23 protein-coding genes are annotated in these 24949 nt (G+C 76.4%); 16 read left to right on the top strand and 7 right to left on the bottom strand.

The features are described from left to right. The first annotated feature begins 21 nt into the window (after positions 1-21). From ACZ4UX_RS11245 to pgm, 9 genes are all read left to right on the top strand, one after another. Entirely contained in the window at positions 22-1242 is a 1221-nt protein-coding gene (locus tag ACZ4UX_RS11245; protein ID WP_465706433.1) for a tetratricopeptide repeat protein, read from the top strand. Between the two features lie 234 nt (positions 1243-1476). Next, a complete protein-coding gene (locus ACZ4UX_RS11240; protein WP_465706432.1) occupies positions 1477-2535 on the top strand; it encodes a phosphatidylinositol-specific phospholipase C domain-containing protein in 1059 nt (352 codons plus the stop codon). A gap of 87 nt (positions 2536-2622) precedes the next feature. Further along, on the top strand, positions 2623-3042 hold the full coding sequence (locus ACZ4UX_RS11235; RefSeq protein ID WP_359834781.1) for a GNAT family N-acetyltransferase: 420 nt from the start codon (positions 2623-2625) through the stop codon (positions 3040-3042). 141 nt (positions 3043-3183) lie between these two features. Further along, positions 3184-4236: a DUF4129 domain-containing protein gene (locus ACZ4UX_RS11230; protein WP_465706431.1), complete on the top strand. Its 1053-nt coding sequence runs from the start codon at positions 3184-3186 to the stop codon at positions 4234-4236. Further along, positions 4233-4847 (top strand): hypothetical protein, encoded by a 615-nt coding sequence (locus ACZ4UX_RS11225; protein ID WP_465706430.1) that lies wholly within the window; start codon positions 4233-4235, stop codon positions 4845-4847. The genes ACZ4UX_RS11230 and ACZ4UX_RS11225 overlap by 4 nt, the downstream gene beginning before the upstream one ends. 96 nt (positions 4848-4943) lie before the next feature. Further along, on the top strand, positions 4944-6041 hold the full coding sequence (locus ACZ4UX_RS11220; RefSeq protein WP_396487384.1) for an AAA family ATPase: 1098 nt from the start codon (positions 4944-4946) through the stop codon (positions 6039-6041). After that, positions 6038-7612: a DUF58 domain-containing protein gene (locus ACZ4UX_RS11215; RefSeq protein WP_465706429.1), complete on the top strand. Its 1575-nt coding sequence runs from the start codon at positions 6038-6040 to the stop codon at positions 7610-7612. Before ACZ4UX_RS11220 ends, ACZ4UX_RS11215 begins: the two co-directional genes overlap by 4 nt. Then, positions 7609-8292 carry a hypothetical protein gene (locus ACZ4UX_RS11210; protein ID WP_465706428.1) on the top strand — a complete coding sequence of 228 codons (684 nt, stop codon included), beginning with the start codon at positions 7609-7611 and terminating at the stop codon, positions 8290-8292. Before ACZ4UX_RS11215 ends, ACZ4UX_RS11210 begins: the two co-directional genes overlap by 4 nt. Before the next feature lie 391 nt (positions 8293-8683). After that, positions 8684-10333, top strand: coding sequence for a phosphoglucomutase (alpha-D-glucose-1,6-bisphosphate-dependent) (gene pgm / locus ACZ4UX_RS11205; protein WP_465706427.1), 1650 nt, complete (start codon positions 8684-8686; stop codon positions 10331-10333). A 78-nt stretch (positions 10334-10411) separates the two neighbouring features. On the opposite strand, the gene ACZ4UX_RS11200 is transcribed toward pgm, so the two are convergent. Next, the gene (locus ACZ4UX_RS11200; protein ID WP_465706426.1) at positions 10412-11257 is read right to left on the bottom strand and encodes a hypothetical protein; all 846 of its coding nucleotides are present in this window, start codon (positions 11255-11257) and stop codon (positions 10412-10414) included. A gap of 340 nt (positions 11258-11597) precedes the next feature. On the opposite strand from ACZ4UX_RS11200, the gene ACZ4UX_RS11195 reads away from it, so the two are divergent. Then, positions 11598-13241, top strand: a complete 1644-nt coding sequence (locus ACZ4UX_RS11195; RefSeq protein ID WP_465706425.1) for a phospholipase D-like domain-containing protein — start codon at positions 11598-11600, stop codon at positions 13239-13241. A gap of 63 nt (positions 13242-13304) precedes the next feature. Here the strand turns inward: ACZ4UX_RS11195 and ACZ4UX_RS11190 are convergent, their stop codons facing one another. Beyond that, complete coding sequence (locus tag ACZ4UX_RS11190; RefSeq protein WP_465706424.1) at positions 13305-13601, bottom strand: hypothetical protein; 297 nt, start codon at positions 13599-13601, stop codon at positions 13305-13307. 209 nt (positions 13602-13810) lie between these two features. After that, complete coding sequence (locus tag ACZ4UX_RS11185; protein ID WP_465706423.1) at positions 13811-14713, bottom strand: LysR family transcriptional regulator; 903 nt, start codon at positions 14711-14713, stop codon at positions 13811-13813. Positions 14714-14828: 115 nt separating this feature from the next. On the opposite strand from ACZ4UX_RS11185, the gene ACZ4UX_RS11180 reads away from it, so the two are divergent. The 4 genes from ACZ4UX_RS11180 (at position 14829) to ACZ4UX_RS11165 (ending at position 17385) form a co-directional block, all read left to right on the top strand. Next, positions 14829-15755: a pseudouridine-5'-phosphate glycosidase gene (locus tag ACZ4UX_RS11180; RefSeq protein WP_465706422.1), complete on the top strand. Its 927-nt coding sequence runs from the start codon at positions 14829-14831 to the stop codon at positions 15753-15755. Positions 15756-15760: 5 nt separating this feature from the next. Next, positions 15761-16648: a carbohydrate kinase family protein gene (locus ACZ4UX_RS11175; protein WP_465706421.1), complete on the top strand. Its 888-nt coding sequence runs from the start codon at positions 15761-15763 to the stop codon at positions 16646-16648. A gap of 47 nt (positions 16649-16695) precedes the next feature. Next, positions 16696-16998, top strand: a complete 303-nt coding sequence (locus ACZ4UX_RS11170) for a hypothetical protein (protein ID WP_329491442.1) — start codon at positions 16696-16698, stop codon at positions 16996-16998. A gap of 150 nt (positions 16999-17148) precedes the next feature. Further along, the gene (locus ACZ4UX_RS11165; protein WP_465706420.1) at positions 17149-17385 is read left to right on the top strand and encodes a hypothetical protein; all 237 of its coding nucleotides are present in this window, start codon (positions 17149-17151) and stop codon (positions 17383-17385) included. Positions 17386-17587: 202 nt separating this feature from the next. On the opposite strand, the gene ACZ4UX_RS11160 is transcribed toward ACZ4UX_RS11165, so the two are convergent. Continuing rightward, positions 17588-18514, bottom strand: coding sequence for an aldo/keto reductase (locus ACZ4UX_RS11160; protein ID WP_465706419.1), 927 nt, complete (start codon positions 18512-18514; stop codon positions 17588-17590). A gap of 1 nt (position 18515) precedes the next feature. Next, on the bottom strand, positions 18516-19463 hold the full coding sequence (locus ACZ4UX_RS11155) for an NAD-dependent epimerase/dehydratase family protein (protein WP_465706418.1): 948 nt from the start codon (positions 19461-19463) through the stop codon (positions 18516-18518). A gap of 87 nt (positions 19464-19550) precedes the next feature. Here ACZ4UX_RS11155 and ACZ4UX_RS11150 point away from each other — a divergent pair, with 87 nt between their 5' ends. Together ACZ4UX_RS11150 and ACZ4UX_RS11145 are read left to right on the top strand one after the other, a co-directional pair. Beyond that, a complete protein-coding gene (locus ACZ4UX_RS11150; RefSeq protein ID WP_465706417.1) occupies positions 19551-20471 on the top strand; it encodes a LysR family transcriptional regulator in 921 nt (306 codons plus the stop codon). A gap of 226 nt (positions 20472-20697) precedes the next feature. Continuing rightward, positions 20698-21090, top strand: coding sequence for a guanyl-specific ribonuclease (locus tag ACZ4UX_RS11145; protein WP_465706416.1), 393 nt, complete (start codon positions 20698-20700; stop codon positions 21088-21090). Positions 21091-21440: 350 nt separating this feature from the next. On the opposite strand, the gene ACZ4UX_RS11140 is transcribed toward ACZ4UX_RS11145, so the two are convergent. After that, positions 21441-23510, bottom strand: a complete 2070-nt coding sequence (locus tag ACZ4UX_RS11140; protein ID WP_465706415.1) for a prolyl oligopeptidase family serine peptidase — start codon at positions 23508-23510, stop codon at positions 21441-21443. After that, positions 23503-24945 (bottom strand): MFS transporter, encoded by a 1443-nt coding sequence (locus ACZ4UX_RS11135; protein WP_465706414.1) that lies wholly within the window; start codon positions 24943-24945, stop codon positions 23503-23505. Before ACZ4UX_RS11135 ends, ACZ4UX_RS11140 begins: the two co-directional genes overlap by 8 nt. Between the last annotated feature and the right edge of the window lie 4 nt (positions 24946-24949).

The following is a 24949-nucleotide window of genomic DNA, read 5'->3' as shown; positions in this document are numbered from 1 at the left end:
GACGACGAAGGAGGACCACCGATGAGCGGATGGCGGCGCAGGCGGGCCGAGCGTGCCGCGCGGGCCGACGGCACGGGCGGCCCCGCGCCGTCGGGACCGCCCGGCGAGGGCGCCGAGGACGGGCCGGCCGCCGTCGACGGGCTCCGGGAGCCGCGGTGGCAGCCGCCCGGGGCCATCATCACCGTCACCGAGGTGACGGAGGGCCGGCCGGAGCAGGAGATCGCCCGGGTCCGCGTCCAGCCGGTGGAGGTGGCCGAGTGGCGGGCGAACGCGGCCATCGAGAAGCTGGGCTCCGACCACCCCGAGACCCTGATCCTCCTGCGGGAGTACGCCCGGGTCCTGGCGCACACCCCGGGCGGCGACGGCCGCGCGGTCGAGCTCTACGAGTACGTCGCGGGTACCCAGCGCGCGGTGCTCGGCGCCCGCCACGAGGAGACCCTGCGGACCGACGCCGAGCTGGCGGACCTGCTGCACCACCTCGGCCGGGTCCAGCAGGCCGAGTCGCTCTGGCAGGCGAACTTCCGCGCCAGGGCGCAGACCCTCGGCCGGGACCACCCGGACACCCTGCACAGCGCCGACGGGCTGGCCGCCGCCCTGGAGTCCCTGCGCCGCTCCGCGGAGGCCGAACCGCTGCTGCGCGACACGCTGGACCGCCGGACCAGGCTGCTGGGCGCGGACCACCCCGAGGTGCTGTCCGCCGTCAACCGGCACGCGGCCGCCCTGATCAACAGCGGCCGCCACCGGGCGGCCGAGCGGTCCCTGCGGGCCCTGGTACCCCGGCTCGAACAGCGCTACGGGCGAGACCACGAGCGCACCGTGGCGGCCCGCAGCAACCTCGCCGCCGCCCTGGTGCGGCTGGGCCGGCACGCCGAGGCGGAGCCGCAGCTGCGGGCGGTGGCGGCCTCCTGGGAGTCGCTCGCCGGGCCGAACGCCGACGACACCCTCTCCGCCCGCAACAACCTGGCCGCCGTTCTGCACGGCATGGTGCGCTACCAGGAGGCCGTCCCCCTCCTGCGGGACATCCTGGCCCGGCGGATCGCCCTGCACGGGGACGGCCACCCCGTCACGGTGAGCTCCCGGGAGAACCTGGCCAACGTCCTGATCGACGCCGGCCTCCTCGCCGAGGCGGCCGGCCTGCTGACGCGCTGCGCCGCCGACTACAGCCGGATCCACGGCCCGGGCCACCCCCGGGTGCAGGTCGTCCGGGAGCAGCTGGACTGGTTGCGCGAGAACCTGCGCTGACCGCTGACCGCTGACCGCTGACCGCTGACCGCTGACCGCTGACCGCTGACCGCTGACCGCCGGTCACCGGTCACCGGTCACCGGTCACCGGTCACCGTCGGCGGCGCCGCAGGATCGTCCCGCCCCCGTCATGGTGTTGTTGTGTCCCCTTCACATGAGGGATGCTCAGCCGCGGCATCCTTCCGAACGGCGGAAGCGACCGCCGACCGCGTTCTGACAAGGGGACAAGTCATCGTGACCGCACGCCGCGCCCTCGCCGGCACCATCGCCACCGGTCTGCTCGCCGCGGCCGCCGCCCTCCTCCCGGTGCAGCCGGCCGCCGCGAGCGGCCCCGGTGAGCTCCCGTTCGGCTCGGCCACCACCGTCGGGCTGCACAACACCTACGACCCGGCCGCGTTCGGCTACCTCGCCCAGGGCCTGGACACCGGCACCGGCATGATCGAGCTGGACGCCTGGACGGACACCGTGACCAAGGAGTGGAAGGTCAGCCACTCCAACCCGCTCGGCAACGCCAACAACTGCGTCAGCGCGAGCACGCCCGCCCAGCTCTACACCGGCGGTGCCAACAAGAACCTGGAGACCTGCCTGGACGACGTCCGGGTCTGGCTCGGCGCCCACCCCGGCGCCGGCCCGCTGGTGGTCAAGCTGGAGCTCAAGGCCGGGTTCGCCGCCAACCGCGGCATGGGCCCCGCCCAGCTCGACTCCCTGATCGCCGGCCACCTGGGCTCCGCCGTGCTGCGCCCGGCCGACCTGCTCGCCAGGCCGGGCGGCAGCTCGTACGCCACGGCGGACGACGCGGTCCGGGCCGGCAACTGGCCGACCAGGGCCTCGCTCGCCGGGCGGGTGCTGGTGTACGTGATCCCCGGATCGCTGGAGGAGGGCAACCCCTTCGACACCCTGCACACCGACGTCGAGTACGGGCGTCACCTGCGCGACCTGGCCGCGGCCGGGCGGATCGGCGACGCCCAGGTGTTCCCGGCCGTGCACGGCGCCGCGGCCGGCGATCCCCGCGCCAAGTACCCGGAGACGGCGATCCGCCCCTGGTTCGTGGTCTTCGACGGTGACGCCGCCGCCTACCTGGGCGGCATCGACACCGCCTGGTACGACAGCCGGCACTACCTGCTGACGATGACCGACGCGCAGAACGTCGCACCCGCGATCAGCGCCACCGACCCCACCGCCGACCAGGCCCGCGGCCGTACCGAGCAGCTCGCCCGGGCGCACGCGAGCATCGTCTCCAGCGACTGGCGCAAGCTCCCCGCCGTGCAGTCGCTCGCCCTGACGCGGGGCTGACGGCCCGTCCCGCCACCGCCGTCCCGCCCCGCCGTCCCGACCCGCGCGTTCCGCCGGGAGGGGCGGCGGTGGCTTATCCTGTAATGCATGACTAGCGCAAGTGACCATTACGAGCTGCGGGCCGGTGTGCCGGACGTGGACACCTTCCGACGGCTGCGGACCGGCGCGGGGATGAGCGACCGGCCCGCCGCGGCGGTGGCGGCCGGGCTCCCCCACACCTGGCACGGGGTGACGGTGCACCTGGACGGCCGGGTGGTCGGGATGGGCCGGATCGTGGGCGACGGCGGGTCGGTCTTCCAGATCGCCGACGTCTGCGTCCTGCCCGAGCACCAGGGCCGCGGCCTCGGCGGGCGGATCATGGCCCTGCTGACCGCCGAACTGGAGAGCCGGGCCCCGGCGGGCGCCTACGTCTCGCTGATCGCCGACGGTGACGCCCACCGGCTCTACGCCCGGTACGGCTTCCGGGAGACCGCCCCGCACTCGGTGGGCATGCACCGCCTGGTCTGAGCCCGTTCCCGGGGTCGGCGGCCGCCCGGGTGCGGAGGCCTCGGTGGCCCGCGACGCGGGGTGACAATACGACAGTTGGTGTGCGACGCTGCATCCTCGCGCGGAGCCGACCGCGCTGCGGGGGAACCGGGGGACGGCCGCGTGGACGACGAACTGCAGTCGAGCGGGCCCCGCCACGACGGGCGAAGCGGCCCGGACGACCGCGCGGACGACACCGAGCGCGCCGGCGGGTCGGCCGGCCGGACCGTGGGCGTCCTGGTCGCCCTCGTGGGCCTGCTGCTCGCGGCCTCGGCCCTGCGGCCGGACGGCGGTCTGCTCGGTGCGCCCGCCGCCACGGTGCCGGTGGAGGCCGTCGGACTCGTCCTGCTGCTCGCGCTCGGCTGGCTGTTCGTCATCGGCCGCTTCGCGCTGCGCTTCCGCGCGGAGGTCCGCCACCTCGACGGGCCGACGCCGTGGGCGGAGCGCCTGCGGGAGGCCACCGCGGTCCTGCTGCCCGGGGCCGCCGCCGCGGTGCCGGTGCTGCTGTTCGTCTTCCACGGGCGGGCGGTCAAGGACGCGGTCGATCCGCCGTCGCTGCCGCCGGTGCCGGACTTCACCCCGCCCCCGGCGTCGCCGCCGCCGGTCTGGCCCGACCCGGTGTCCGGCAAGAGCTGGCTCTCGACGGTGATCCCCGTGGTGTTCGGCGCGCTCGCCGTCGCCCTGGTGGTCGTCGTGGTGGTGGTCGCCGTCCTGCTGCTGCGGCGGCTGCGGATCGCCCGGCGGCGGCCGCCGGCGCGACTGCCCGCCGCGCCGGCCCGAGGTGAGGACGCCCTGACCGCTGCGGTCGACACCGCCCGGCGCGCCCTCACCGGCGCCGACGCGCGGGCGGCGGTGATCGCCTGCTACGCCGCGATGGAGGCCTCGCTGGCGGCCTCCGGACTGTCCCGTCGGGCTCCCGAGAGCCCGACCGAACTGCTGGAGCGTGCGGTCACCGACGACCGCGTCGACCCCGTCCACGCGCGGGCGCTCACCGCGCTGTTCCGGGAGGCCCGGTACTCCACCCACCCGATGGACGAGACCCATGTGCGCCGGGCGCGGTCGGCCCTCGACGCGCTCGCCGAGCGACTGGCGGACCGGGCCGGGCCACCGCCGGAGCCCGCGACGGCGGGGGCAGCCGGGGCAGCCGGGTCGGCCGGTACCGGAGGCCACCGATGAGCGCCCGCCGGAACGGGCGGCAGGCCGCCCCCGCGGCCGCCGCCGACCGCGCCCCCGCCGCCGTGGACCCGAAGGGCCGGGCCGATGGCGAGCTCGCCGCACCCGGCTCGGTCCGGCACAGCCTGATCGAGCTGACAGTGGCCGCCGTACTGGCCGAGGTCCTGTTCGCGCTGGTCGGCGGCGCGCCCGCGGCCGCCGCCGGAGCCGTCCTGCTGACCGCCACCGGACTGGTCGCCGGCCGGTACGTGGCCGGTGCGGGCTTCCTCGACATCGGCCTGCGCGACCGGCAGCGCGTGATGGACTCCCGGGAGCCGGGCCTCGGCGACTGGCGCTGGACCGTCCGTCAGGGCCTCGACCCGAACGGCGACGCCCGGCCTTTGCGCGGCCGGCTCCGGCGGCTCTTCGCCGCGCGCCTGTCCGAGACCCACGGCGTCTCGCTCGACACCGACCGCGCCCGGGCCGCCGAACTGATCGGCCCCCGGCTGTGGCCGTGGATCGACCCGGACGCCGCAGAGCCGGACGCGGCCCTCCCGGGCCCCGTCCTGCTCGCCCTCGTCGACCGGCTCGAATCCCTCCAGCCGCCCGGCCCCAGGCCGTCGAAGTCCGGGTAGCCGGCGCCGTCCCCGAGGGACGCCCAGCACCCGCCGTTTCCCCGCACCCCGCCGGTCCCGGTAGTTGGCCGGCCGACGTCGCCCTTCAGGAGAACCATGACCGCCGTTCCCCAGGCCCCCGTCCCGGACACCGAGCACGCCCCGGTGGCCGAGCAGTCCCCGGGGCGTCCGGCCGAGGCCCAGGTGCTGACGCCGCAGGAGGCCGGCCGCCGCGCCCGCGCGGTGGTCGAGGAGATCGAACGCGCCGTGGTCGGCAAGCCCGAGGCCCTCCGGCTGGTGATGCTGGGGGTGCTGGCCGGCGGCCACGTGCTGATCGAGGACCTGCCCGGGCTCGGCAAGACCCTGCTGGCCCGCTCCTTCGCCACCACCCTCGGCCTGGACTTCCGCCGGATCCAGTTCACCCCCGACCTGCTGCCCTCGGACGTCACCGGCGCGCCGTTCTACGACCGGCGCAGCGGCGAGATGGTCTTCCGCCCCGGGCCGCTCTTCACCCAGCTCCTGCTGGCCGACGAGATCAACCGCACCCCGCCGAAGACCCAGGCCGCGCTGCTGGAGGCGATGGCCGAGGGCCAGGTCTCCGTCGACGGCGCCACCCGCCGGCTGCCGCAGCCGTTCGTGGTGATCGCCACCGCCAACCCGATCGAGTACGAGGGCACCTACTCGCTGCCGGAGGCGCAGCTCGACCGCTTCCTGCTCCGGGTGCGGATGGGCTACCTCACCACCGGTCTGGAGGCCTCGATGCTCCGGGCCCGGCTGGACCGGGCGGTGCCCGAGCCGGTCCTGGAGACCGTCAGCAGTCCGGCCGAACTCCTCGCCATGCGGGCGGCGTTGGAGCGGGTCGAGGTCGACGACGACCTGGTCGACTATGTGATCGCGCTGGTCCACGCCACCCGCAACGACCCGCAGATCCAGGTCGGCGCCTCGCCCCGGGGCGGTCTCGCGCTGGTCCAACTGGCCCGGGCGCGCGCGATGCTGGAGGGCCGCGACTACCTGACCCCGGAGGACGTCAAGGCGCTCGCCGTTCCGGCCCTGGCCCACCGCATCACCCTGACGCCGGAGTTGTGGGTGCGCCAGGTCGAGGCGGACGACGTGCTGGCGCGCCTGGTCGCCGCAGTCCCGGCGCCGCAGACCCTGCCGCGCGCGGCCGGCGGGCCGGGGAGCGGCCCGGTGGACGCCCCGGACGCCGCCCGGTGAACCCCGAGCCCTCCGCCGCCGACCGGCCCGGGCAGCAGGCCCGCCGGCTCGCCGCCCAGAGCGCGGGACCCGGCGGGCGCCCGGTACGGCGGCTCGCCGGCCCGGCCGCCGGCCCCGGTGCGCGCCCCGCCCGCGGCCGCCCGGCCCGGACCGCCCGGACCGGAGGGCCGACCGGTACGCGGTCCGGCCTGAGCGCCGGCCCGCGCACCGGCCCGGGCACCGCCCGGCGGACGGCCACCCGGGGCCCGGAGCAGGCCGCCGCGCGCCTGGTCGCCCGCAGTGCCCGGGCCACCGCGGCCGGCCTGCCGAGCACCCCGCCCTCCCCCCACTGGCGCCCCGGCGAGCGGACCCTGCGCCTGCTCACCGTGGCCACCGTCGCGGCCGTCGCCGCGCTGGCCACCGGCCACGCCTGGCTGCTCGCGCTGGCCGCCGGCCCGGCCGTCCTGCTCGCCCTGGCGGCCCCGGGCACCGGTCGGCCGTCCCGGCTGGCCGCCGAGAACAGCGTCGAGCCGAGCCGCTGCCTGGAGGGCGAGCCGATCACCGTACGGATCACCGTCCGCCACGACGGACGGATCGGCCGGCTCGACCCGGCCGTCGCCCTCGGCCCCGGCGTCGCCCTGACGGCGGTGACCGTCGGCGCCACCGAGGTCGACCTGGTGCTCCGGGCCGAACGCTGGGGCCGCTGGACCCTGGGCAGCGTCGACATCGACGTCTACGACGCCGGCGGTCTGGCCCGCCGGACGGTGCGCACCGACCTCGGCACGGTGGACGTCTTCCCGGTGCCGAGCGCGGCCCGCCTCACCCCGATCCCGGTACGGCTGCCCGAACGCCTCGGCGAGCACACCACCGCGCACGAGGGCACCGGCGTCGAGGTCGTCGGCGTGCGCCCGCACGTGCCCGGTGAGCGCCAGCGGCGCATCCACTGGCCGTCGACCACCCGCCGCGACGCCGTCCAGATCAACCAGTTCGCGGCGGAGCGGGCCGCCGACGCGGTCGTCCTGCTGGACACGCTGGCCGACTTCCTGGACGCGGCCACCGGCCGGTCCAGCCTCGACGAGACGCTGCGCGCGGCCGGCGGCCTGACCCGCGCCTACCTGCGCCGGCACGACCGGGTCGGCCTGATCGCGGTCGGCGGGAAGCTGCGCTGGCTCGCCGCGGGCAGCGGGGAGCGGCACTTCTACCGGATGGTGGAGAGCGTGCTGGAGGTCCGCCAGGACCGGGGCCACCGCGGGCCGCTGGTGCCCCGGCTCCCGGCGGCGGCGCTGCCCGGCCACGCGCTGGTGTACGCCTTCACCTCGCTCGCCGACCAGCGCATCCTGGACGTGCTCGGCCAGGTCCGCGACCGCGGCAACCCGCTGGTCGTGGTGGAGGTCCCGGCCGGCGAACCGGCGGTGGAGCCCGGTGACGAGATCGGCGCGGTGGCCCTGCGGCTCTGGCACGCCGAACGCGAGGCGATGCGCTCGGCGCTGCGCGCCCGCGGCATCCCGGTGGCCCGCTACACCCCGGGCGAGGCGCTCGACCTGGCCCTCGCGCCACTGCTGCGCCGCCGGATCGGGGGAGGAGCCCGATGACCACCGTCGACGACACCCCGACCGCCGCCCCGACCGCCGCCCCGACCGCCGCCCCGACAACTGCCCCGACCGCCGCCTCGGTCGCTGATTCGGTCGCTGCCGAGCCTGGGATCGCGCCCGCTGCCCGGTGGGTCGGGTGGGCCGAGCGGGCCGCGCTGCGCTGCACCGGCGTCGCGCTGGCGCTCACCGCCGCCGGGGTCGGCGGCACCGTCGACGGCGCGGTGGACCGGTTCGGCCCGGTCGCCGCGGTAGCCGCCGCGGTCTTCGCCCTCTGGGCCGCCCCGCCGCTGGACGAGCCGCCGCGCCGCCCGCACGGCTGGCCCGGTCGGCTCGCCGCGTCGCGCAGCACCGTGCTGGCGGCCGGGAGCGTGCTGCTGGCCGCGCTGGGCGAGCCCCCGTTCGGCGGGATCGCGGCGGTGGCCGCGCTCCTGATCGGCTACCTGCTGCTGGTCGACGTCCTCGGCCCGCAGCGCGACCGCGTCCGGCCCATGCACGCACTGGCCGCTCTCGCCGCGTCCGGCCTGGTCCTGTCCGTCGCCCTCGCGTCGACCGGCGCGGGGGAGTGGTCACGCCCGATCGCCCTGGCCGGCCTGGCGGCCGCGGCCTGGGGCGTCACCCAGGCGCTCCGACCCCGGCCCGGCCCCCGGGCACGGCCGGCGGAGCCGCCCCCCGGCGACTGAGCGCCCGCGGGCCCGCGCCGGGTCGCCGGTCGCCCGGTGCCGGGGTGGTCCGCCGTCGCCGTGCGCGCCCCGGGGCTGGCCGGGTGGCCGTGTGCGGCGCTCCGGGCACCGGCCCGGGCCGGGCTGCGCCGCCCCCGCCTCGCCCCGCCGGGCGCCGCCGGCGCCGGGCGGGGTGCTCCGATGCCCGGGGTCGCCGGTCGCCCGTGCGCGCCCCGTTCGTGCGCCCCCCGGCTCGCCCCGCCGGGCGCCGCCGGTGCCGGATGCTCCGGTGTCCGGGGGTCGCCCCGTGTGGGCCGAAGGTCGCGCGCTGGCTACGATCGGTGAGCACGGGGCAGAAGGATGCGCCGGGCCGCGCGGCCGGCGCACGGCGAGGAACACTGTGGGAGAGACGATGGCACACGCACGGGCCGGGCAGCAGGCGCAGCCGGACGACCTGGTGGACGTGGCACGGTTGGTGACGGCGTACTACACGCTGCACCCGGACCCGGAGGAGCCGGGCCAGCGGGTGGCGTTCGGCACCTCGGGGCACCGCGGCTCCTCGCTGGACGCCGCGTTCAACGAGGACCACATCGCCGCCACCACGCAGGCGATCTGCGAGTACCGGGTGGCCCAGGGGACCACCGGCCCGCTGTTCCTCGGCGCGGACACCCACGCCCTGTCCGAGCCGGCCCGGGCGACCGCCGTCGAGGTGCTGGCGGCCAACGGCGTCACCGTCCTGCTGGACAGCGCCGACGGCTACACCCCCACCCCGGCCGTCTCGCACGCGATCCTGGCCCACAACCGGCGCCACCCGCAGGCGCTGGCCGACGGCATCGTGGTGACGCCCTCCCACAACCCGCCGCGCGACGGCGGGTTCAAGTACAACCCGCCGAGCGGCGGTCCGGCCGGTTCGGAGGCCACCGGCTGGATCCAGGACCGCGCCAACGCCCTGATCCGGGACGGCCTGCGGGGCGTCAAGCGGGTGCCCTACGCCCGTGCCCTGGCCGCCGCGACCACCGGCCGCCACGACTACCTCACCGCCTACACCGAGGACCTGGTCTCGGTGCTGGACCTCGACGCGGTGCGGGCGGCGGGCCTGCGGATCGGCGCCGACCCGCTGGGCGGGGCGTCGGTCGCCTACTGGGGCCGGATCGCCGAGACGCACCGGCTGGACCTGACCGTCGTCAACCCGGTCACCGACCCGACCTGGCGGTTCATGACGCTGGACTGGGACGGCAAGATCCGGATGGACTGCTCCTCGCCGGCCGCGATGGCCTCGCTGATCGAGCGCCGGGACCGGTTCGCGATCGCCACCGGCAACGACGCGGACGCCGACCGCCACGGCATCGTGACGCCGGACGGCGGTCTGATGAACCCGAACCACTACCTGGCCGTCGCCGTCGACTACCTGTACCGCCACCGCGCCGACTGGCCGGTGGACGCGGCGGTGGGCAAGACGCTGGTGTCCTCCTCGATGCTGGACCGGGTCGCCGCCGACCTCAAGCGGGACCTCGTCGAGGTGCCGGTCGGCTTCAAGTGGTTCGTCGACGGGCTGCTGGAGGGCTCGATCGCGTTCGGCGGCGAGGAGTCGGCCGGGGCGTCGTTCCTGCGCCGCGACGGCGGGGTGTGGACCACCGACAAGGACGGCATCCTGCTGGCGCTGCTGGCCTCGGAGATCACGGCGGTGACCGGCCGCACGCCCAGCGAGTACTACGGCGACCTCACCGACCGTTTCGGCGCCCCCGCCTACGCCCGGGTGGACGCCCCGGCCGACCGCGAGCAGAAGGCGCTGCTGGCCCGGCTGTCGCCGGAGCAGGTCCGCGCCGGCGACCTGGCGGGCGAGGCGGTCACCGCCGTCCTCACCGAGGCGCCCGGCAACGGCGCCGCGATCGGCGGGATCAAGGTCTGCACCGAGAACGCCTGGTTCGCGGCCCGCCCCTCGGGCACCGAGGACGTCTACAAGATCTACGCCGAGTCCTTCCACGGCGCCGACCACCTCGCCCGGGTCCAGGCCGAGGCGCGGGAACTGGTCAACGAGGTCCTCGCGGGCCCGGCGGCCTGACCTCCCGCTCCGCACCTCCCGCTCCGCGGCGCCGGGCCCCGGCCCGGCGCCGCGGAGCGGGAGGCGGCCGTCCGGGGCTCAGGTCCCGGCGGTGGCGGGTTGCTCGGCGTCGCCGAAGCGCGCCAGGGTCAGCGCGCCCAGGACCGCGGCGGCGAACCCGGCGACGGCGAGCGGCGTGGCGTCGTGACGGGTGTGGTCGCCGAGCAGCAGCACCCCGACGATCGCGGGGCCCAGGGTCTCGCCGAGCACCATCGCCGCCGTCGCGGCGGTGACCGACCCGCTCTGCATGGCCCAGGTGAGCGCGGTGAAGCCGCCCAGCCCGGCGACGGCGATCGCGTACGCCGAGGGTTCGCCGAACAGCTCCGGCAGCCGTGCCCCCGGCAGGACCCGGACCGCGACGCCCACCACCCCGAACTGCAGGCCGGCCACCAGGCCGAGCAGGGGGGCGCGCCGCGCCCCGGCCAGGTGGACCACCGCCCACCCCACGGCCGTCAGGGCGACCGAGACGAACAGCACGCCCAGGCGCAGCGGCTGGTCGCCGGACCCGCGGCCGTCGTGTCCGGCGGTGAGCGCGAGGACGCAGAGCCCGGCGCAGACCGAGGCCACCCCGATCCACTCGCTGCGCCGCAGCCGGATCCGCAGCACCCGGGACGCCCCCACGGCGGTGACGGCGAGGGCGGAGGCCAGGGCGGCCTCGACCTCGTAGAGCGGCAGCCGCTCCAGCGCGACCAGCTCGGCGGCGAACCCGAGCATGTCCATTCCGACACCCACCAGGAACGGCCACTGGCGGAACGCCCCGGCGAGCGCGGCGGCCTCGCCCGCTTGGTGGCCCACCGCGGCGCGGCGCGCGCCCACCGCCTGGAGGACGGTGGCCGAGCCGGTGAGGAGGGCGGCCAGGAGCGCCGCCAGCAGGCCGAGGAGCATGGGCCGACGCTACGGATCCGGGGCCGGGCGGGCGCCCGGCTCGCCGGTCGCGGGGTCCGGATCGCCGCCGCCGTCACCCGCCCGGACGCGCCCCGGTGTGACCGGGACGGACGGTCGGCCCGCCGCGCCCCGCGAGCGCGGCTGGCGGGGTGGCACCGCTGATTGACGCACCGTCACACATGCGCCTGACGATGTGTCGCCGATCGGCGGGGGTCGACCGGCGGGTCTGTTTCCGGCCGGGTGACTGGTTGTCATGCGCAGATTCGACAGCAAGTTACTTTTCGGTAATCTCAGGGTGTCCCACGGGTGAACCACCCGCCGCTTCCTGAAGGAACCTCACGTGCGCCTCCCCTGGTCCCGCCGGTCCGGCCGGCTCGTCCGCTCGGCCCTGGCCGTCGCCGCAGCCACCACCCTGTTCGCCGCCGTCCCGCCCCCGTCGGCCCTCGCGGCCCCCGCCGAGGGTGCCACCGCCGACGCCGGGACGGCCCACCTCGACGCCGTCGAGCGTGCGCTGCGCGAGGTGTCGCCCGGTCTGGAGGGCTCGGTCTGGGAGCGCACCGAGGGCAACGCGCTGGCCGGCACCGCCGACGATCCGGCCGGCTGGCTGCTCCAGACGCCCGGCTGCTGGGGTGACGCCGGCTGCGCCGACCGCCGGGGCACCCGTGCGCTGCTGGCCAGGATGCAGGCGGACGTCGCCTCGGCCACCCGGACGGTCGACGTCTCCACCCTCGCGCCGTTCCCCAACGGCGGCTTCCAGGACGCGCTGGTGGCGGGGCTCAAGGCCTCGGTCGCGGCCGGCCACCGCCCCCAGGTGCGGATCCTGGTGGGCGCGGCGCCGCTCTACAACGCCAACGTCCTCCCCTCCCGCTACCGCGACGAGCTGCTGGCCAGGCTCGGCCCCGCGGCCGGCTCGGTGACGCTGAACGTCGCCTCGATGACCACCTCCCGCACGGCGTTCTCCTGGAACCACTCCAAGCTGCTGGTGGTCGACGGCCGGAGCGTGATCGCCGGTGGCATCAACGGGTGGAAGGACGACTACCTGGACACCGCGCACCCCGTCTCGGACGTCGACCTCGCCCTGACCGGCCCGGCCGCCACCTCGGCCGCGCGCTACCTGGACACCCTCTGGGCGTGGACCTGCGGCCGCACCGGCCTGTTCGACAACGCGTGGTTCGCCTCCTCCGACGGCGGTGCCTGCCGGCCCTCGATGGAGCGGGACAACAACCCCGCCGCGCCCGCCACCGGCAGCGTCCCGGTGATCGCCGTCGGCGGCCTGGGTGTCGGCGTCAAGGCCGCGGACCCCGCCTCGGCCTACCGGCCCGCACCGGTCGCCGGGGTCTCCGAGACCCAGTGCGGTCCGCTGGCCCTGCACGACAACACCAACGCCGACCGCGACTACGAGACGGTCAATCCCGAGGAGAACGCCCTGCGCGCGCTCGTCGGCAGTGCGAGCAGCCACATCGAGATCTCCCAGCAGGACATGAACGGCACCTGCCCGCCGCTGCCGCGCTACGACGCCCGGCTCTACGACCTGCTGGCCGCCAAGCTGGTGGCCGGGGTCAAGGTGCGGATCGTGGTCAGCGACCCGGCCAACCGGGGCACGGTCGGCAGCGGGGGCTACTCGCAGATCAAGTCGCTCGCCGAGGTCTCCGACGCGCTGCGGGCCCGGCTGACCGGCGACCCGGCGAAGGCGGGCGCCGCGCTCTGCGGCAACCTCCAGCTCGCGTCCTTCCGCGCGGCGCCGACCGCCACCTGGGCGGACGGGCACCCGTACGCGCTGCACCACAAGCTGGTCGCGGTCGACGGCTCAGCCTTCTACATCGGGTCGAAGAACCTCTACCCGGCCTGGCTGCAGGACTTCGGCTACATGGTCGAGGACAAGGGCGCGGCGGCCCAGCTGGACCGCGACCTGCTGGCGCCGGAGTGGACGTACTCGCAGGCCGCCGCGACCGTCGACTGGACGACCGGGCTCTGCCGGGCTTGATCCTCGGCCCCGAGGGCCACATCCGATCGTCGGTTCGCGCCCGTCCGCCCCGGCCCCGGGCGGTCAGCCGGCGTCCCGGCGCCCGGGCGCGCCGTCGGTCCACCGGTCCTGGACGGGCTCCCGGCCGCGGCAGGGGAGGTGCCGGTTCAGCGCGTCGCCGCAGTTGGCGGCCACCACGCGGCGCAGCCGGGCGGCCAGCCGGGCGGTGAACGGGCGGACCAGCCCGAGCAGCAGGGCGATGGCCCGGCGGTCGAGGCGTTCGACGGCCGCGGCCAGGGCTCGGCTGCCGTGCACCAGGGCGGTACAGGTCAGGGCGGTGCGGTGGGCGGCGTGGTGCGAGAGTCTGCGGAACCGGTTCACATGGATGCAACATTCCGGCCACCCGGCCGGTTCTGGCCAGTTTCCCCTCCCTGGTGGCGAACGATTCGGCACGCGCCTCCCCCGTACCCGGCCCGCCGTGGCGCACGCGGTGGCGCGTGGGCTGGCGCGACGGTGGCGCGAGCGGCGGTCGGCGGCTCGCATCCGCCGCCCTGGAGCTCAGTCGCCCTGGAGCTAAGCAGCCATGGAGGTCAGTCGCCCTGGAGCGTGCCCGCCTCCTGGCGGATCAGCTCGCGCAGCGCCGCCAGCCGGGGCCGGCCGTCGTCGAGCCGCCACTGCATCTCCAGCGGCAGGGTGGCTCGGCCGGCGAGCGGGACGGTGACCACCTCCTCGGTGAGGTGACCGGTCATCGAGCGGGGGACGAGCGAGAACGCCCGGTTCTGGGAGAGCAGGTAGAGCCGTGAGCCGACGATGCGCGGCGGGCTCACCAGGACCGGCGGCTCCACGCCGTGCTCGGAGCAGAGTCCGAGGACGTGGTCGTAGTAGCGCGGGTGCTGCTCGCGGGGCCAGAGCAGCAGTGGGAGGTCCCGCAGCTCGGACAGCCGGACGGCGTCGCGCCCGGCCAGCGGGTGGTCGCGGCCCAGCGCGACCCGGACGGGCTCGTCGGCGAGGGTCTCCCGCCGGTAGCCGGGCACCTCGTCCAGGAAGCGGCCCAGGCCGATGTCGGCCAGCTCGGCGGCCAGCGTCGAGGAGACGCGGCCGGTGTCGACGGCGAGCTCCGCGGTGTCCAGCGCGGGCAGTTCGCGCTCGGCCCGGCTGACCACGGCGGGCAGCAGCCGGTTCATCACGCTGGGGGAGGCGACGATCCGGGCGGTGCCCGTCCGCGCCTCCTCGTGCAGCCGGACCCGGGCGAGCAGGGCGGCGGCCTGGCCGAGGAGCCGGGCGCTCTCCTCGGCCATCACCTCGCCCGCCGGGGTGAGGACGACGGCCCGGCGGCTGCGGTCGAAGAGCTCGACGCCGACCGCCCGCTCCAGCCGGGCGACCTCCTGACTGACCGTCGGCTGCGAGATGTGCAGGCGCTCGGCGGCGCGGCCGAAGTGCAGACCGTCGGCGACCGCGAGGAAGACTTCGAGCTGACGCAAGGTGAATCCCATAGTCGAAACCCTATGGGAAGGCCCGGTACTCCTTCTGGATCCCGATGCGAACCGTCCCTAGGCTGACCGGAACTGCCACAGCGTGGTGGCACCCCAGAGAGAGTTCGTGCCTCCCATGAGCGGACTGCCCATCCGGATCTCCGACGACGTCGCCCGGGCCGTCGCCGACGGCGCGCCCGTCGTCGCCCTGGAGTCGACCATCTTCACGCACGGCCTTCCGCGGCCCCGCAACCTGGAGGTCGCGCTGGAGGCGGAGGAGCGGTTGCGAGCCGCCGGGGTCGTCCCGGCGACGATCGGCGTCTTCGCCGGGGTGCCCACCGTGGGACTCGGCCCGGACCAGATCAAGGAACTGTCCGAGTCGGACGACCTGGACAAGGCGAGCCTGCGCGACCTGCCGGTGGTCGCCGCGCTGGGCCGGCACGGCGGGACGACCGTCGCGGCCACCGCCTTCCTCGCCCACCGGGCGGGAATCCGGGTCTTCTCCACCGGCGGGCTGGGCGGCGTGCACTTCGGCGCGGCCGAGAGCTTCGACGAGTCCGCCGACCTCACCACGCTGGCCGCCACACCCGTCACCGTGATCAGCGCGGGCGTGAAGTCGATCCTGGACATCCGGGCCACCCTGGAGCGTTTCGAGACGCTCAACATCCCCGTCATCGGCTACCGGACGCGCCGGTACCCCGGCTTCTACGTCACCGACTCCGGGCACGAGATCGCCTACCGGGTGGACTCCCCGGAGGAGGCCGCGCGGGTCATCGCGGCCCGGGACGGGCTGGAGCTGCCCCAGGCCGTGCTGATCGCCAACCCGGTGGACCCGGCCGAGCAGCTGCCGCCCCAGGAGCTCGACGCGCTGCTGACCAGGGCCTGGGCCGAGGCCGAGCGCCGGGGCATCACCGGCAACGCCTCGACGCCGTTCCTGCTCGACTTCATCCAGCGCGACACGCAGGGCCGCAGCCTGGACGTCAACGTCGCGGTCTACCGGGGCAACGTCCGCCTCGGCGGCCGGATCGCCACCGCGCTGGCGGCGCTGCGGGGCGGGGAGTAGCGCCGGTGATCGAGGTACTCGGGGTACTCGGCGACCTCGTCGAGGACGTCGTCGTCTGGGTCGACGGGCCGCTGCGGCACGGCACCGACTCCACGGCCAGGGTCTTCCGGCGGCGCGGCGGCAGCGCGGCGAACGTCGCGGGATTCGCCGCCGGGCAGTGGCCCGCACGGTTCCTCGGCTGCGTCGGCGACGACCCGGCGGGGGACGCTCTGGTCGCCGAACTGGCGGGCCACGGCGTCGACGTACGGGTCGTCAGGCGGGGGCAGACGGGCAGCATCGTCGTCCTCGTCGACGACGCCGGGGAGCGGACGATGCTCCCCGACCGGGGCGCGGCCACCCTGCTGGACACCGTGCCGGACGAGTGGCTCGCCGGTCTGACCCACCTGCACGTGCCCGCCTACTCCTTCGACGGGGAGCCGGTCGGGAGCGCGGCGGCCGACGCCCTGCGGCGGGTGCGCCGGGCGGGCGGCACCACCTCGCTCGACGCCTCCTCGACCGGCATGCTCGCCGGCTTCGGCCGGGAGCGCTTCCTCGCCCTGGCCGCCGAGTTGACGCCCACCCTGCTGTTCGCCAACCAGGAGGAGGCCGCTTTCCTCGGGCTCCTGGTGGAGGGCCGGCCCGGCCCGGAGCGGGCCCGGCTGGCGGACACCACGGTGGTCACCAAGGCCGGTGCGGCGGCGACCACCGTGGACGCGCCCGGGCGGGCCCCCTTCGCGGTGCCCGTCCCGCCGGTCGGCGAGGTCCGCGACCTCACCGGCGCCGGCGACGCGTTCGCCGCGGGCTTCCTGGCCGGCTTCCTGGCCGAGGTCGGCCTGCGCGAGGCCACCGCGCGCGGCCACCGCTGCGCCGCCAGGGTGCTGGCCTCACCCGGGGCGTCCTTCGGCCCCCGCTGACCCGCCCGCCGCCGCTCGGCGGGGGCGGCCGGGCTACCATTCCCCCCGTGTCGGTCAACATAGAACTCGCCCTCTTCGTCGACGGCCTCACCGGCCGGGAGCAGGCGTGGGAGGTGGTGCACGCCCTCGCCGCCGTGCTGCGGGACGAGCGGATCGACGACGAGGTGCGGATCGGCGTGGGCGAGCTGGACGGGGAGTTCATCGTCTCGGGCGAGAGCGAGTACCCGCTGGTCATCACCCGCTTCTACGCCTGGCGGCCGGCGTTCGAGCGCGCCGTCACCGAGGCCGTGGGGAAGGTCGCGCCGCACGCCCGGCCGGCCGTCGAGTGGGGCTACCCGGACGAGCGCTGAGCGGACGGGCACGGGCTGACACGCCCACGGACGGCGCAGAGTCCGGCGCCGCGCACGGCCGGTCCGATAGGGATGGCTCGTCCATCGCCGATCCGCGATGGCTCGTCCCCCGCCGATCCGAAAGGCCGACCCATGCTCCCGCTCAGCCCGATGCCGAAGCCGCTCCGCCACGCCGTCCGCGCGGCCGGTGCCGTCCTGCTGCTCGCCGCTCCGCTGCTGGCCGCCCACCCGGCGGCCGCCGAAGGCCCCAAGACGTCCCAGGAGGCCGCCGTCTGCCGCGGCGTGGTGGGCACCCTGGTCGGCGGATCCCTGCTGTTCGGCCCGGGCGGCGTCAACGCGGTCTGCGCCGTCCAGCCCGAGAAGACCCCGGCCGACGACCTGTCCTGACCCCGGCCCGGGGCCCGCCGCCGCAGCTCCGATACCGGGGTGCGGAGCTGCGGCGACGTCGTGGATACTGATCGCCGCGCAGGAGGGACGCCCTGGGTCTCTCGGCGTCCCCTGGACCGGCGCGCCACCAGAACGTCCCTGAGGATCTACGGCTGATCCGGGCAGTGCCGGCGGCGGGCCGGGCTCGGATGGGCCCGGCGCCTCACCCCGTGGGCCCGGGCTGCGCCGGGCCGAACGGTGCCGCGAGTGAGCCGAGTTCGGAGAGTTCGGTGAGTTCGGCCGGGGTGAGGGTGAGGTCGGCGGCCGCGGCGGAGTCGCGGATGCTGGCGGACCGGCGGGCGCCCGGGATCGGGACGACGGCGGGGGACAGTGCGAGCAGCCAGGCCAGGCCGATCCGCTGGGGCGAGACGCCCCGCTCGGCGGCGATCCGGTGGAACGCGCCGGACGTGACGGCGACGTCGTCGGGGCCGTCGAGGACACTGCGCGACAGCCCGCCGAGCGGACTCCACGGCAGGAAGGCCAGCCCCAGGCGCTCGCAGAGCCGCAGCTCCGGCTCGGCGGAGCGGACGGCGGGGGAGAAGCGGTTCTGCACCGAGACCAGGCCGGCGCCCAGGATGTCCCGCGCGACCAGGATCTGCCCCACGTCGACGTTGGAGATCCCCGCGGCCCGGATCTTCCCGGCATCCAGCAGCTCGCGCAGGGCGCCCACCGACTCGGCCCACGGCACCCGGGGGTCGGGCTTGTGCAGCTGGTAGAGGTCGATCGCCGCCACGCCCAGGCGCCGCAGCGAGCCCTCGCAGGCCTGCCGCAGCTGGTCCGGGCGGCCGTCGACGGTCCAGGAGCCGTCACCGGGCCGGCCGCGCCCGCCCTTGGTGGCGACCAGCACGGCGGCGCGGTCGGCGGCGGTCCGGCTCGCCAGCGCGCGGGCCACCAGCCCTTCGTTGTGGCCGAGTTCGCCGGCGTGCCAGTGGTAGGAGTCGGCGGTGTCGATCAGGGTGACCCCGGCGTCGAGGGCGCTGTGCAGGGTGGCCAGGGCGGAGGCCTCGTCCGGGCGGCCCTCGACGGAGAGCGGCATCGCGCCCAGCCCGATCGCGCCGACGGCCGCGGCGCCGATGGTGCGCTGTCGCACGTCAGACCTCCCGCGGGGAGAGGGCGGCGGCTTCCACCACGGCGTCCGGCAGCCAGTCGGCCAGCGGGGAGAACCGCAGGCCGAGCGCGACGGCGCGCCGGTCGTCCATCGGGTACCAGCGGTCGAAGGAGAACGGTGAGGCGTCCTCGCCGGCCGTCACCCGGTAGCGGGCGGTGGTCCCCAGCCGGTCGGCGATCAGCTCGCAGAGCCGGACCACGTCGAGCGCGTCCGGCGAGCACGCGTTCACCGGACCGGCGTCGTCGGAGGCCGCCGACCGCACCAGCGCGGCGGCGATCTCCTCGTGGTGGACGAAGGACGTGGGCCGCGGCCTCGCGTGCACCGCGACCGGCCGCCCGGCCGCGATCAGCTCCGTGTAGTGCGCCAGCCGGCCGGTGAAGTCCCGCGCCCCGCCGCCCAGGACGTGGGCGCTGCGCACGCTCGCCCAGGAGAACGGCGGATCCTGCGCGAGCACCGCCTCGGCCTGCCGCTTCCCCTCGGCGTACCCGGTCGCCTCGTCGGTACGCCGGGCGAGCGCCGCCGGATCGTGCCACGGCAGCTCCGACGGGACGGCCCGGAGCGGGTCGACGGCGGACTCGGGCACCGGAACACCCTCGGTGGTGCGCACCAGGGGCGAGGTGGCCGGGTCGTAGACCTCCATCGTCGAGGTCATCACGTACCGGCCGGTGCGGCCGGCGAACACCCGGCGGGCGACGGCCGCCTGGACGGGGGTGTAGAGCACCTGGTCGATCACCGCGTCGAAGTCGCGGCCGCCGAGGGCGGCGGCCAGCCCGGTCTCGTCGGACCGGTCGGCGCGGACGTGGTCGACCCCGGGCGGCGGCGGGGTCGAGCCGCGGTTGACGAGGGTGACGCGGGTACCGGAGTCCCGCAGCAGGGTGACCAGGTGCAGGCCGAAGTACCGGCTTCCGCCGATGACGCAGACGTTTCGCATGCCCCCACTCTGCTGCCGTACCGTCATCAGCGGAACTACCGACCTGCTGAACGAGTCATCAGCAGAACTGTCGACCGAGGGAGCGCGATGATCGACGTACGGAGGCTCGGCGTGCTGCGGGCGGTCGCCGAGCACGGGAGCTTCAACCGGGCGGCCACCGCCCTGCGGCTCACGCCGTCCGCGGTGTCCCAGCAGGTCGCCGCACTGGAGCGGGGCCTGGGCACGGCGGTCGTGGAGCGTTCCACCCGGGGTGTGCGGCTCACCGAGGCCGGACAGTTGCTGGTGGAGGCGGCCACCGCGGTCGCCGCCGAACTGCGCCACGCGCAGGAGCAGATCGGCCGGCTGGGCGCGGCCCGGCCCCGGCTCACCCTCGCCACCTTCACCAGCGGCGGGCGGCACCTCCTGCCGGCGGCGCTGACCCGGTTCACCGCCGACCACCCGGAGGTCGAACTGCGCATCCTGGAACGGGAGCCCGAGGACAGCCTGCCGATGGTGCGGGAGGGCGTGGCCGACCTCGCGCTCGCCTACCACTTCGACGGCCCCCTGCCGGTGCTCCCCGGAGACCGCTCCGGCCTGGACTGGACCCCGCTGATGGACGATCCGTTCTCGGTGGTGCTGCCCGACGGGCACCGGCTGGCCGGCCGCGAGGCCCTGGACCTCGCCGAACTCGCCGAGGAACGCTGGGTGCTGGGCTGCCTGAAGACCGAGACCTTCCTGCGCCGGTACGCGGCCGTGGCCGGCTTCGAACTGCGGGTGGCGGGCTCCACGACCGACTACTTCTTCGCCCGCACCCTGGTCGCGGCCGGGGTCGGCGTCTCGCTGGTCCCGTCCGTCGCGCTCGACCCGGCGCTGCCCGGCACCCGGGTGGTGCCGGTGGTGGCGCCCCGCCCCGCCCGGCACTTCGGGATCGCCGTCGCCCGGGGCCGGCGCCCCTCGCCGTACGCCGAGTCGCTGGCCGCGCTGCTCCGGGAGGGGGCCGCGGCGGGCGGGCGCGGGGCCCGGGGCTGACCGACCGGATGGGGCTGACGGGGCTGGTCGGGGCCGACCGGGCCGACCGGGCCGTTCGGAGCTGTCCGGACGGCCCGGGCGCACGTTCGGTGCGCGGGCGTCCGTGCGCCGGGTGTCCGGCCGCCCGAGTACGGTTCAAGTCGCCTGTCCGTCCGGCGACTTACCCGCAGGTGAAGAGTTGGATCAGGCCTTCCGGTGCCGCTCCGTGCCTGGTCACACTGTTGTCATGACCCGCACTCTACGCGCGTGGAAGACGCGCGCCGCCGCCGTCACCGTCGTCGCCCTGCTGACCCTCGTCCCCGCCGTGACCGCCACCGAGGCCCACGCCACCGTGAGCGGCTCGGTGTGCCTCTCCGCGCTGCCGGCCGAGGCCGACCACACCCTCGACCTCATCGCGAGCAACGGCCCGTTCCCGTACTCCCAGGACGGCGTCGTCTTCCAGAACCGCGAGCGCGTCCTGCCGAGCAGGTCCACCGGCTACTACCACGAGTACACCGTGGTGACCCCCGGCTCGCCCACCCGCGGCGCCCGCCGCATCGTCACCGGCCAGGCGTACCGGGAGGACTACTACACCGGCGACCACTACGCGACCTTCCGGCTGATCAAGTTCACCTGCTGACCTGCTGACCTGCTGACCTGCTGACCTGCTCACCCTGCTGCCCGGCCCCCGACGGACCCGTCGGGGGCCGGCCTGGTGGGCGCGCCCGGCCACCCGCCGCGCTCCGGCACACGCCGGCCGCCGGCCCGGTTGTCGGCGATGATCCGCCGCAACACCGCCTCGAGGGCGGGCTCGTCGAACTCCTCGCCCTCGCGGACGGCGACCGTACGCGCGGTCGTGTCGTCGTGGCCGCCGGTGGTGGTCCCGCGCGGATCGGTCCCGTAGCCGGCCGTGGCGAAGCTCCTGCTGCCGCGGACGGGTCCGTCGTCGCGGGAGTGACGCCCGGGGTGAGCCGCGCTGCGGCCGCCGGGTCAGAAGCCCGCCGGGAGGCCGAGGCGGTCGGCGAAGAAGGCGAGGAGGTCGGCGAAGAGCGCGGTGCGGCGGGAGGCGGCGCGGGCGCCGTGGCCCGCGCCGCGTTCCAGGCGGAACAGGACCGGCTGCCCGCTGCCGGTCGCGGCCTGGAGGGCGGCCGTCATCTTGCGGGCGTGCAGCGGGTCCACCCGGCTGTCGCCGTCGAAGACGGCGAACAGGACGGCGGGGTAGCGGGTGCCGGCGCGGACGTGGTGGTACGGGGAGTAGGAGAGCAGCCGGGCGAGCTGCGCCGGATCGGCGGCCGTGCCGTACTCGCCCGTCCAGCTCGGCCCGAGGCCGGAGAGTTCGTAGCGCGCCATGTCGAGCAGGGGGGCCATGCAGACCACCGCCCCGAAGCTCGCGGGCCGCTGGGTCAGGGCGGCGCCCACCAGCAGGCCGCCGTTGGAGGCGCCCCAGATGCCGAGCTGTCCGGGGGTGGTCCAGCCGGTCGCCACCAGGTGGTCGGCGGCGGCGTGGAAGTCGTCGAAGGTGTTCTGCTTCCGGTCGAGCATCCCGTCGCGGTGCCACTGCTCGCCCTCCTCGCCGCCGCCGCGCACGTTGGCGACGGCGTAGACCCCGCCGGCCCGGACCCAGGCGAGGGCCTCCGGCGCGTACCCGGGCGTCAGCGACTGTCCGAAGCCGCCGTAGCCGGTGAGGATCGCCGGCCGGGGGCGGTCCGGGCCGCCGCGCCGGGCGAGCAGGAACATCCGGACGGTGGTGCCGTCCCGGGAGGTGAAGGCGAGTCGGCGGGCTTCGAGGCCGTCGGCCGGATCGTCGGCGGGCTCGGTCACCGCGGCCCCGGGGACGGGCCAGGGCGTCACCGCACCGGTGCGGGTGTCGTAGCAGAGCACGGCCGGGGGAGTGGCGAAGTCGGTGTGGACGAACCAGGCCCGGTGGGCGTCGGTGGCGGCGACCCGGACCTTGCCGACGGTGCCCAGCGGGGGGACGGGCACCTGGCCGAGCGGCCGGCCGTCGGCCAGGTCGTGCAGGGTGACCTCGCCGACGGCGTGCCGGGTGCGGACCACCAGGGCGAGCGGGCGGTCCGGATCGGGACCGTCGAGGATCGCGAAGTCCTCCAGGACGGCCTGCGGGTCCTCCGGGATCAGTTCGGTCCAGGTGTCCGGCGTGGGGGCGCCCGGGGTGGTGACCACGACCCGGCCCCGGGGCGCGTGCAGGTCGGTGGTGAGCCAGCAGCGGCCGTCCGGCGCGGTGCCGGGGCGCAGGTGCGGCTGGGACCGCGCGTCGAGGCCCTCCTGGAGCGGGCGCAGCCGGGGCCGGTCCGGCCGGTCCTCGGTCAGGTCGGCGATCCAGAGGTCCCGGCGGGGCACCGCGCCGGCGGCGGCGCCGACGACCAGCCAGCGGCCGTCCGCGCTGATCCGCACGGTGTAGTGCTGGGTCTTCGCCCGGCCGGTGCCGAAGACCACCGCGTCCTGTTCGGGGTCGGTCCCGATCAGGTGCAGCCGGACCCGGCGGTGGTACTGGCCCTCACCCGGGTGGAGCGCGGGGTGCAGCCGGCGGACGTAGTAGAAGCCGTCGGCGTCGGGCAGCCAGGCGACGGTGCTGCGGCGGACCCGGTCGATCGGGCCGTCCAGGACGCGGCCGGTGTCGACGTCCAGGACGAAGAGGGCGGCGTTCTCGGTGCCGCCGGACGCCACCTGGTAGGCGAGCCGGCGGCCGTCCCAGGACGGCTCCCACTCCTCCAGGGTGGTGCCGCCGGTCGGGTCGAGCAGCGCCGGATCCATCAGGACCCGGACGGCGCCGGAGGGTTCGACGACGACCAGCTCGGGGTGTTCGGCGCCGGGGAGCGAGCGGGTGAGGAACAGCCGCGCGCCGGCCGGGCGGGGGGCGGAGCGGGCACCGAGGCGTCCGGACAGCTCGGTGAGCCGGGCCTCGGCACTCGCGCGCGCCCGCCAGCCGTCGGCGGCGGCGCGGTAGCGGGCGTCCTGCTTCTCCGTCCACTCCTGGACGGCCGGGTCGTCGGCGTCCTCCAGCCAGCGGTACGGGTCGGGCGGTGGCGGGCCGTCAGTCATCCGAGCTCCTCCCGGGGTCGGTGCCGGCCGGGGCGGCGGTGGGTCCGGTGCCGGGCGCGGGGGCGCGGCCGGGGGCGGGCGGGGCGGCGTGCGCGACGACGGCGGGTTCCGCCGGCTGCTCCGGGTCCGCCTCCGGGGCCGGCGCCGTCCGGGTGCCCGGGGCCGGTCCGGCCTGCGCGTCCAGGTCCGGGGTGGCCGGTGGCCCGGCCGCCGGCTGCGCGTCCCCGTCGGCCGCCGGCCCGGCGGCGAGCCGTTGGGTGGTCCGCAGCGGAATCCAGCCGCCCGCGGTGACCGCCGCCGTCAGCACCGCCATCACCGCCCAGGTGCCCGCCCCGCCGAGGCCCTGCAGCAGCGCGCCGGCCGCGACCGGGCCCAGCGCGGCCAGGCCGCTGAGCAGCAGGCCGGTGGCGGCGCTGACCCGGCCGATCAGGTGCCGGGGGGTCTGCCCGAACAGGGCGTGCCCGACCACCACGCCGGCGGCCGGCGAGAGCATCATCAGCAGCGTCAGCAGGGCGGCGACCACCCCGGGCGCGAAGGTCAGCGTGAACACCGCCAGCACCGCCGTCCAGCCCACCCCGATGCCGAGCAGGATGGTCGGCACGCTCAGCCGCTTGACGAACCACGGCGCCAGCAGGGAGCCGACGATCCCGCCGACGCCCGCGCAGGACAGCACGGGCCCGATCACCCAGCCGGAGGCCCCGTTCGCCCGCAGCTCGAGGATGACGATCACATCGATGGCGGCCGCGACCAGGTTGATGACGGCCGCGTACACCAGGATGACGAACAGCTCGCGCCGGCGGACCAGCCAGCGGATGCCCGCCGTCAGCCCGCGGTCCTCGGCCCGCGGCTCCGCGGCCGTGGGGCGGACGGTGATCCGCCAGATCAGGGCGGCCGACACGGCGTAGGAGAGCGCGTCCACGGCGAACGGCAGCATCCGGTCGGCGGCGTAGAGGACGCCGCCCAGCGCCGGCCCGGCCAGGCTGACGGCGGCCTGGAGGGCCTGGCCCATGCCCAGCGCGTCGGCGAGCTCCTCCTTGGCGACGACGTCCCGGGTGAGCACGGTGTTGGCGGGCCCGAACATCGCGGTGGCGATGCCCTCCACCGCGGCCACCAGCAGCAGTTGGGCGTAGGACGGGGAGCCCCAGAGGGCGACCAGCGGGATGGTGGCCACCGCCACCAGACGCACCAGGTCGGTCGTCAGCATGACCCGGCGCCGGTTCCACCGGTCCACCAGACCGCCCGCCGGGAGGCGGAAGCCGAGCCTGGTCACCAGGGCGACGGTGGCGACCGCCCCGGCCTGCGCCGCGTTGCCGCCCAGGCTCAGCACCAGCAGCGGGTAGGCGATCGTCGACATCGCCGAGCCCAGGTTCGACGTGAGGTCGGCGAGGAAGGACCGCCGGAAGTCGCGGTTGGTGCGCAGCACGCCAGCCAGCATGGCC

This window comes from Kitasatospora sp. NPDC028961 (assembly GCF_055564815.1).
Note: the sequence above shows the minus strand (reverse complement) of the source record. Positions and strands in the feature narration are given on the sequence as shown.

Excerpts from the sequence above, each read along its gene's own strand:
- ACZ4UX_RS11245 (WP_465706433.1), top strand. The coding sequence starts at position 22 with ATGAGCGGATGGCGGCGCAGGCGGGCCGAGCGTGCCGCGCGGGCCGAC.
- ACZ4UX_RS11235 (WP_359834781.1), top strand. The coding sequence starts at position 2,623 with ATGACTAGCGCAAGTGACCATTACGAGCTGCGGGCCGGTGTGCCGGAC.
- ACZ4UX_RS11225 (WP_465706430.1), top strand. The coding sequence starts at position 4,233 with ATGAGCGCCCGCCGGAACGGGCGGCAGGCCGCCCCCGCGGCCGCCGCC.
- ACZ4UX_RS11220 (WP_396487384.1), top strand. The coding sequence starts at position 4,944 with ATGACCGCCGTTCCCCAGGCCCCCGTCCCGGACACCGAGCACGCCCCG.
- ACZ4UX_RS11210 (WP_465706428.1), top strand. The coding sequence starts at position 7,609 with ATGACCACCGTCGACGACACCCCGACCGCCGCCCCGACCGCCGCCCCG.
- pgm (WP_465706427.1), top strand. The coding sequence starts at position 8,684 with ATGGCACACGCACGGGCCGGGCAGCAGGCGCAGCCGGACGACCTGGTG.
- ACZ4UX_RS11200 (WP_465706426.1), bottom strand. The coding sequence starts at position 11,257 with ATGCTCCTCGGCCTGCTGGCGGCGCTCCTGGCCGCCCTCCTCACCGGC.
- ACZ4UX_RS11185 (WP_465706423.1), bottom strand. The coding sequence starts at position 14,713 with ATGGGATTCACCTTGCGTCAGCTCGAAGTCTTCCTCGCGGTCGCCGAC.
- ACZ4UX_RS11180 (WP_465706422.1), top strand. The coding sequence starts at position 14,829 with ATGAGCGGACTGCCCATCCGGATCTCCGACGACGTCGCCCGGGCCGTC.
- ACZ4UX_RS11165 (WP_465706420.1), top strand. The coding sequence starts at position 17,149 with ATGCCGAAGCCGCTCCGCCACGCCGTCCGCGCGGCCGGTGCCGTCCTG.
- ACZ4UX_RS11155 (WP_465706418.1), bottom strand. The coding sequence starts at position 19,463 with ATGCGAAACGTCTGCGTCATCGGCGGAAGCCGGTACTTCGGCCTGCAC.
- ACZ4UX_RS11150 (WP_465706417.1), top strand. The coding sequence starts at position 19,551 with ATGATCGACGTACGGAGGCTCGGCGTGCTGCGGGCGGTCGCCGAGCAC.
- ACZ4UX_RS11145 (WP_465706416.1), top strand. The coding sequence starts at position 20,698 with ATGACCCGCACTCTACGCGCGTGGAAGACGCGCGCCGCCGCCGTCACC.
- ACZ4UX_RS11140 (WP_465706415.1), bottom strand. The coding sequence starts at position 23,510 with ATGACTGACGGCCCGCCACCGCCCGACCCGTACCGCTGGCTGGAGGAC.
- ACZ4UX_RS11135 (WP_465706414.1), bottom strand. The coding sequence starts at position 24,945 with ATGCTGGCTGGCGTGCTGCGCACCAACCGCGACTTCCGGCGGTCCTTC.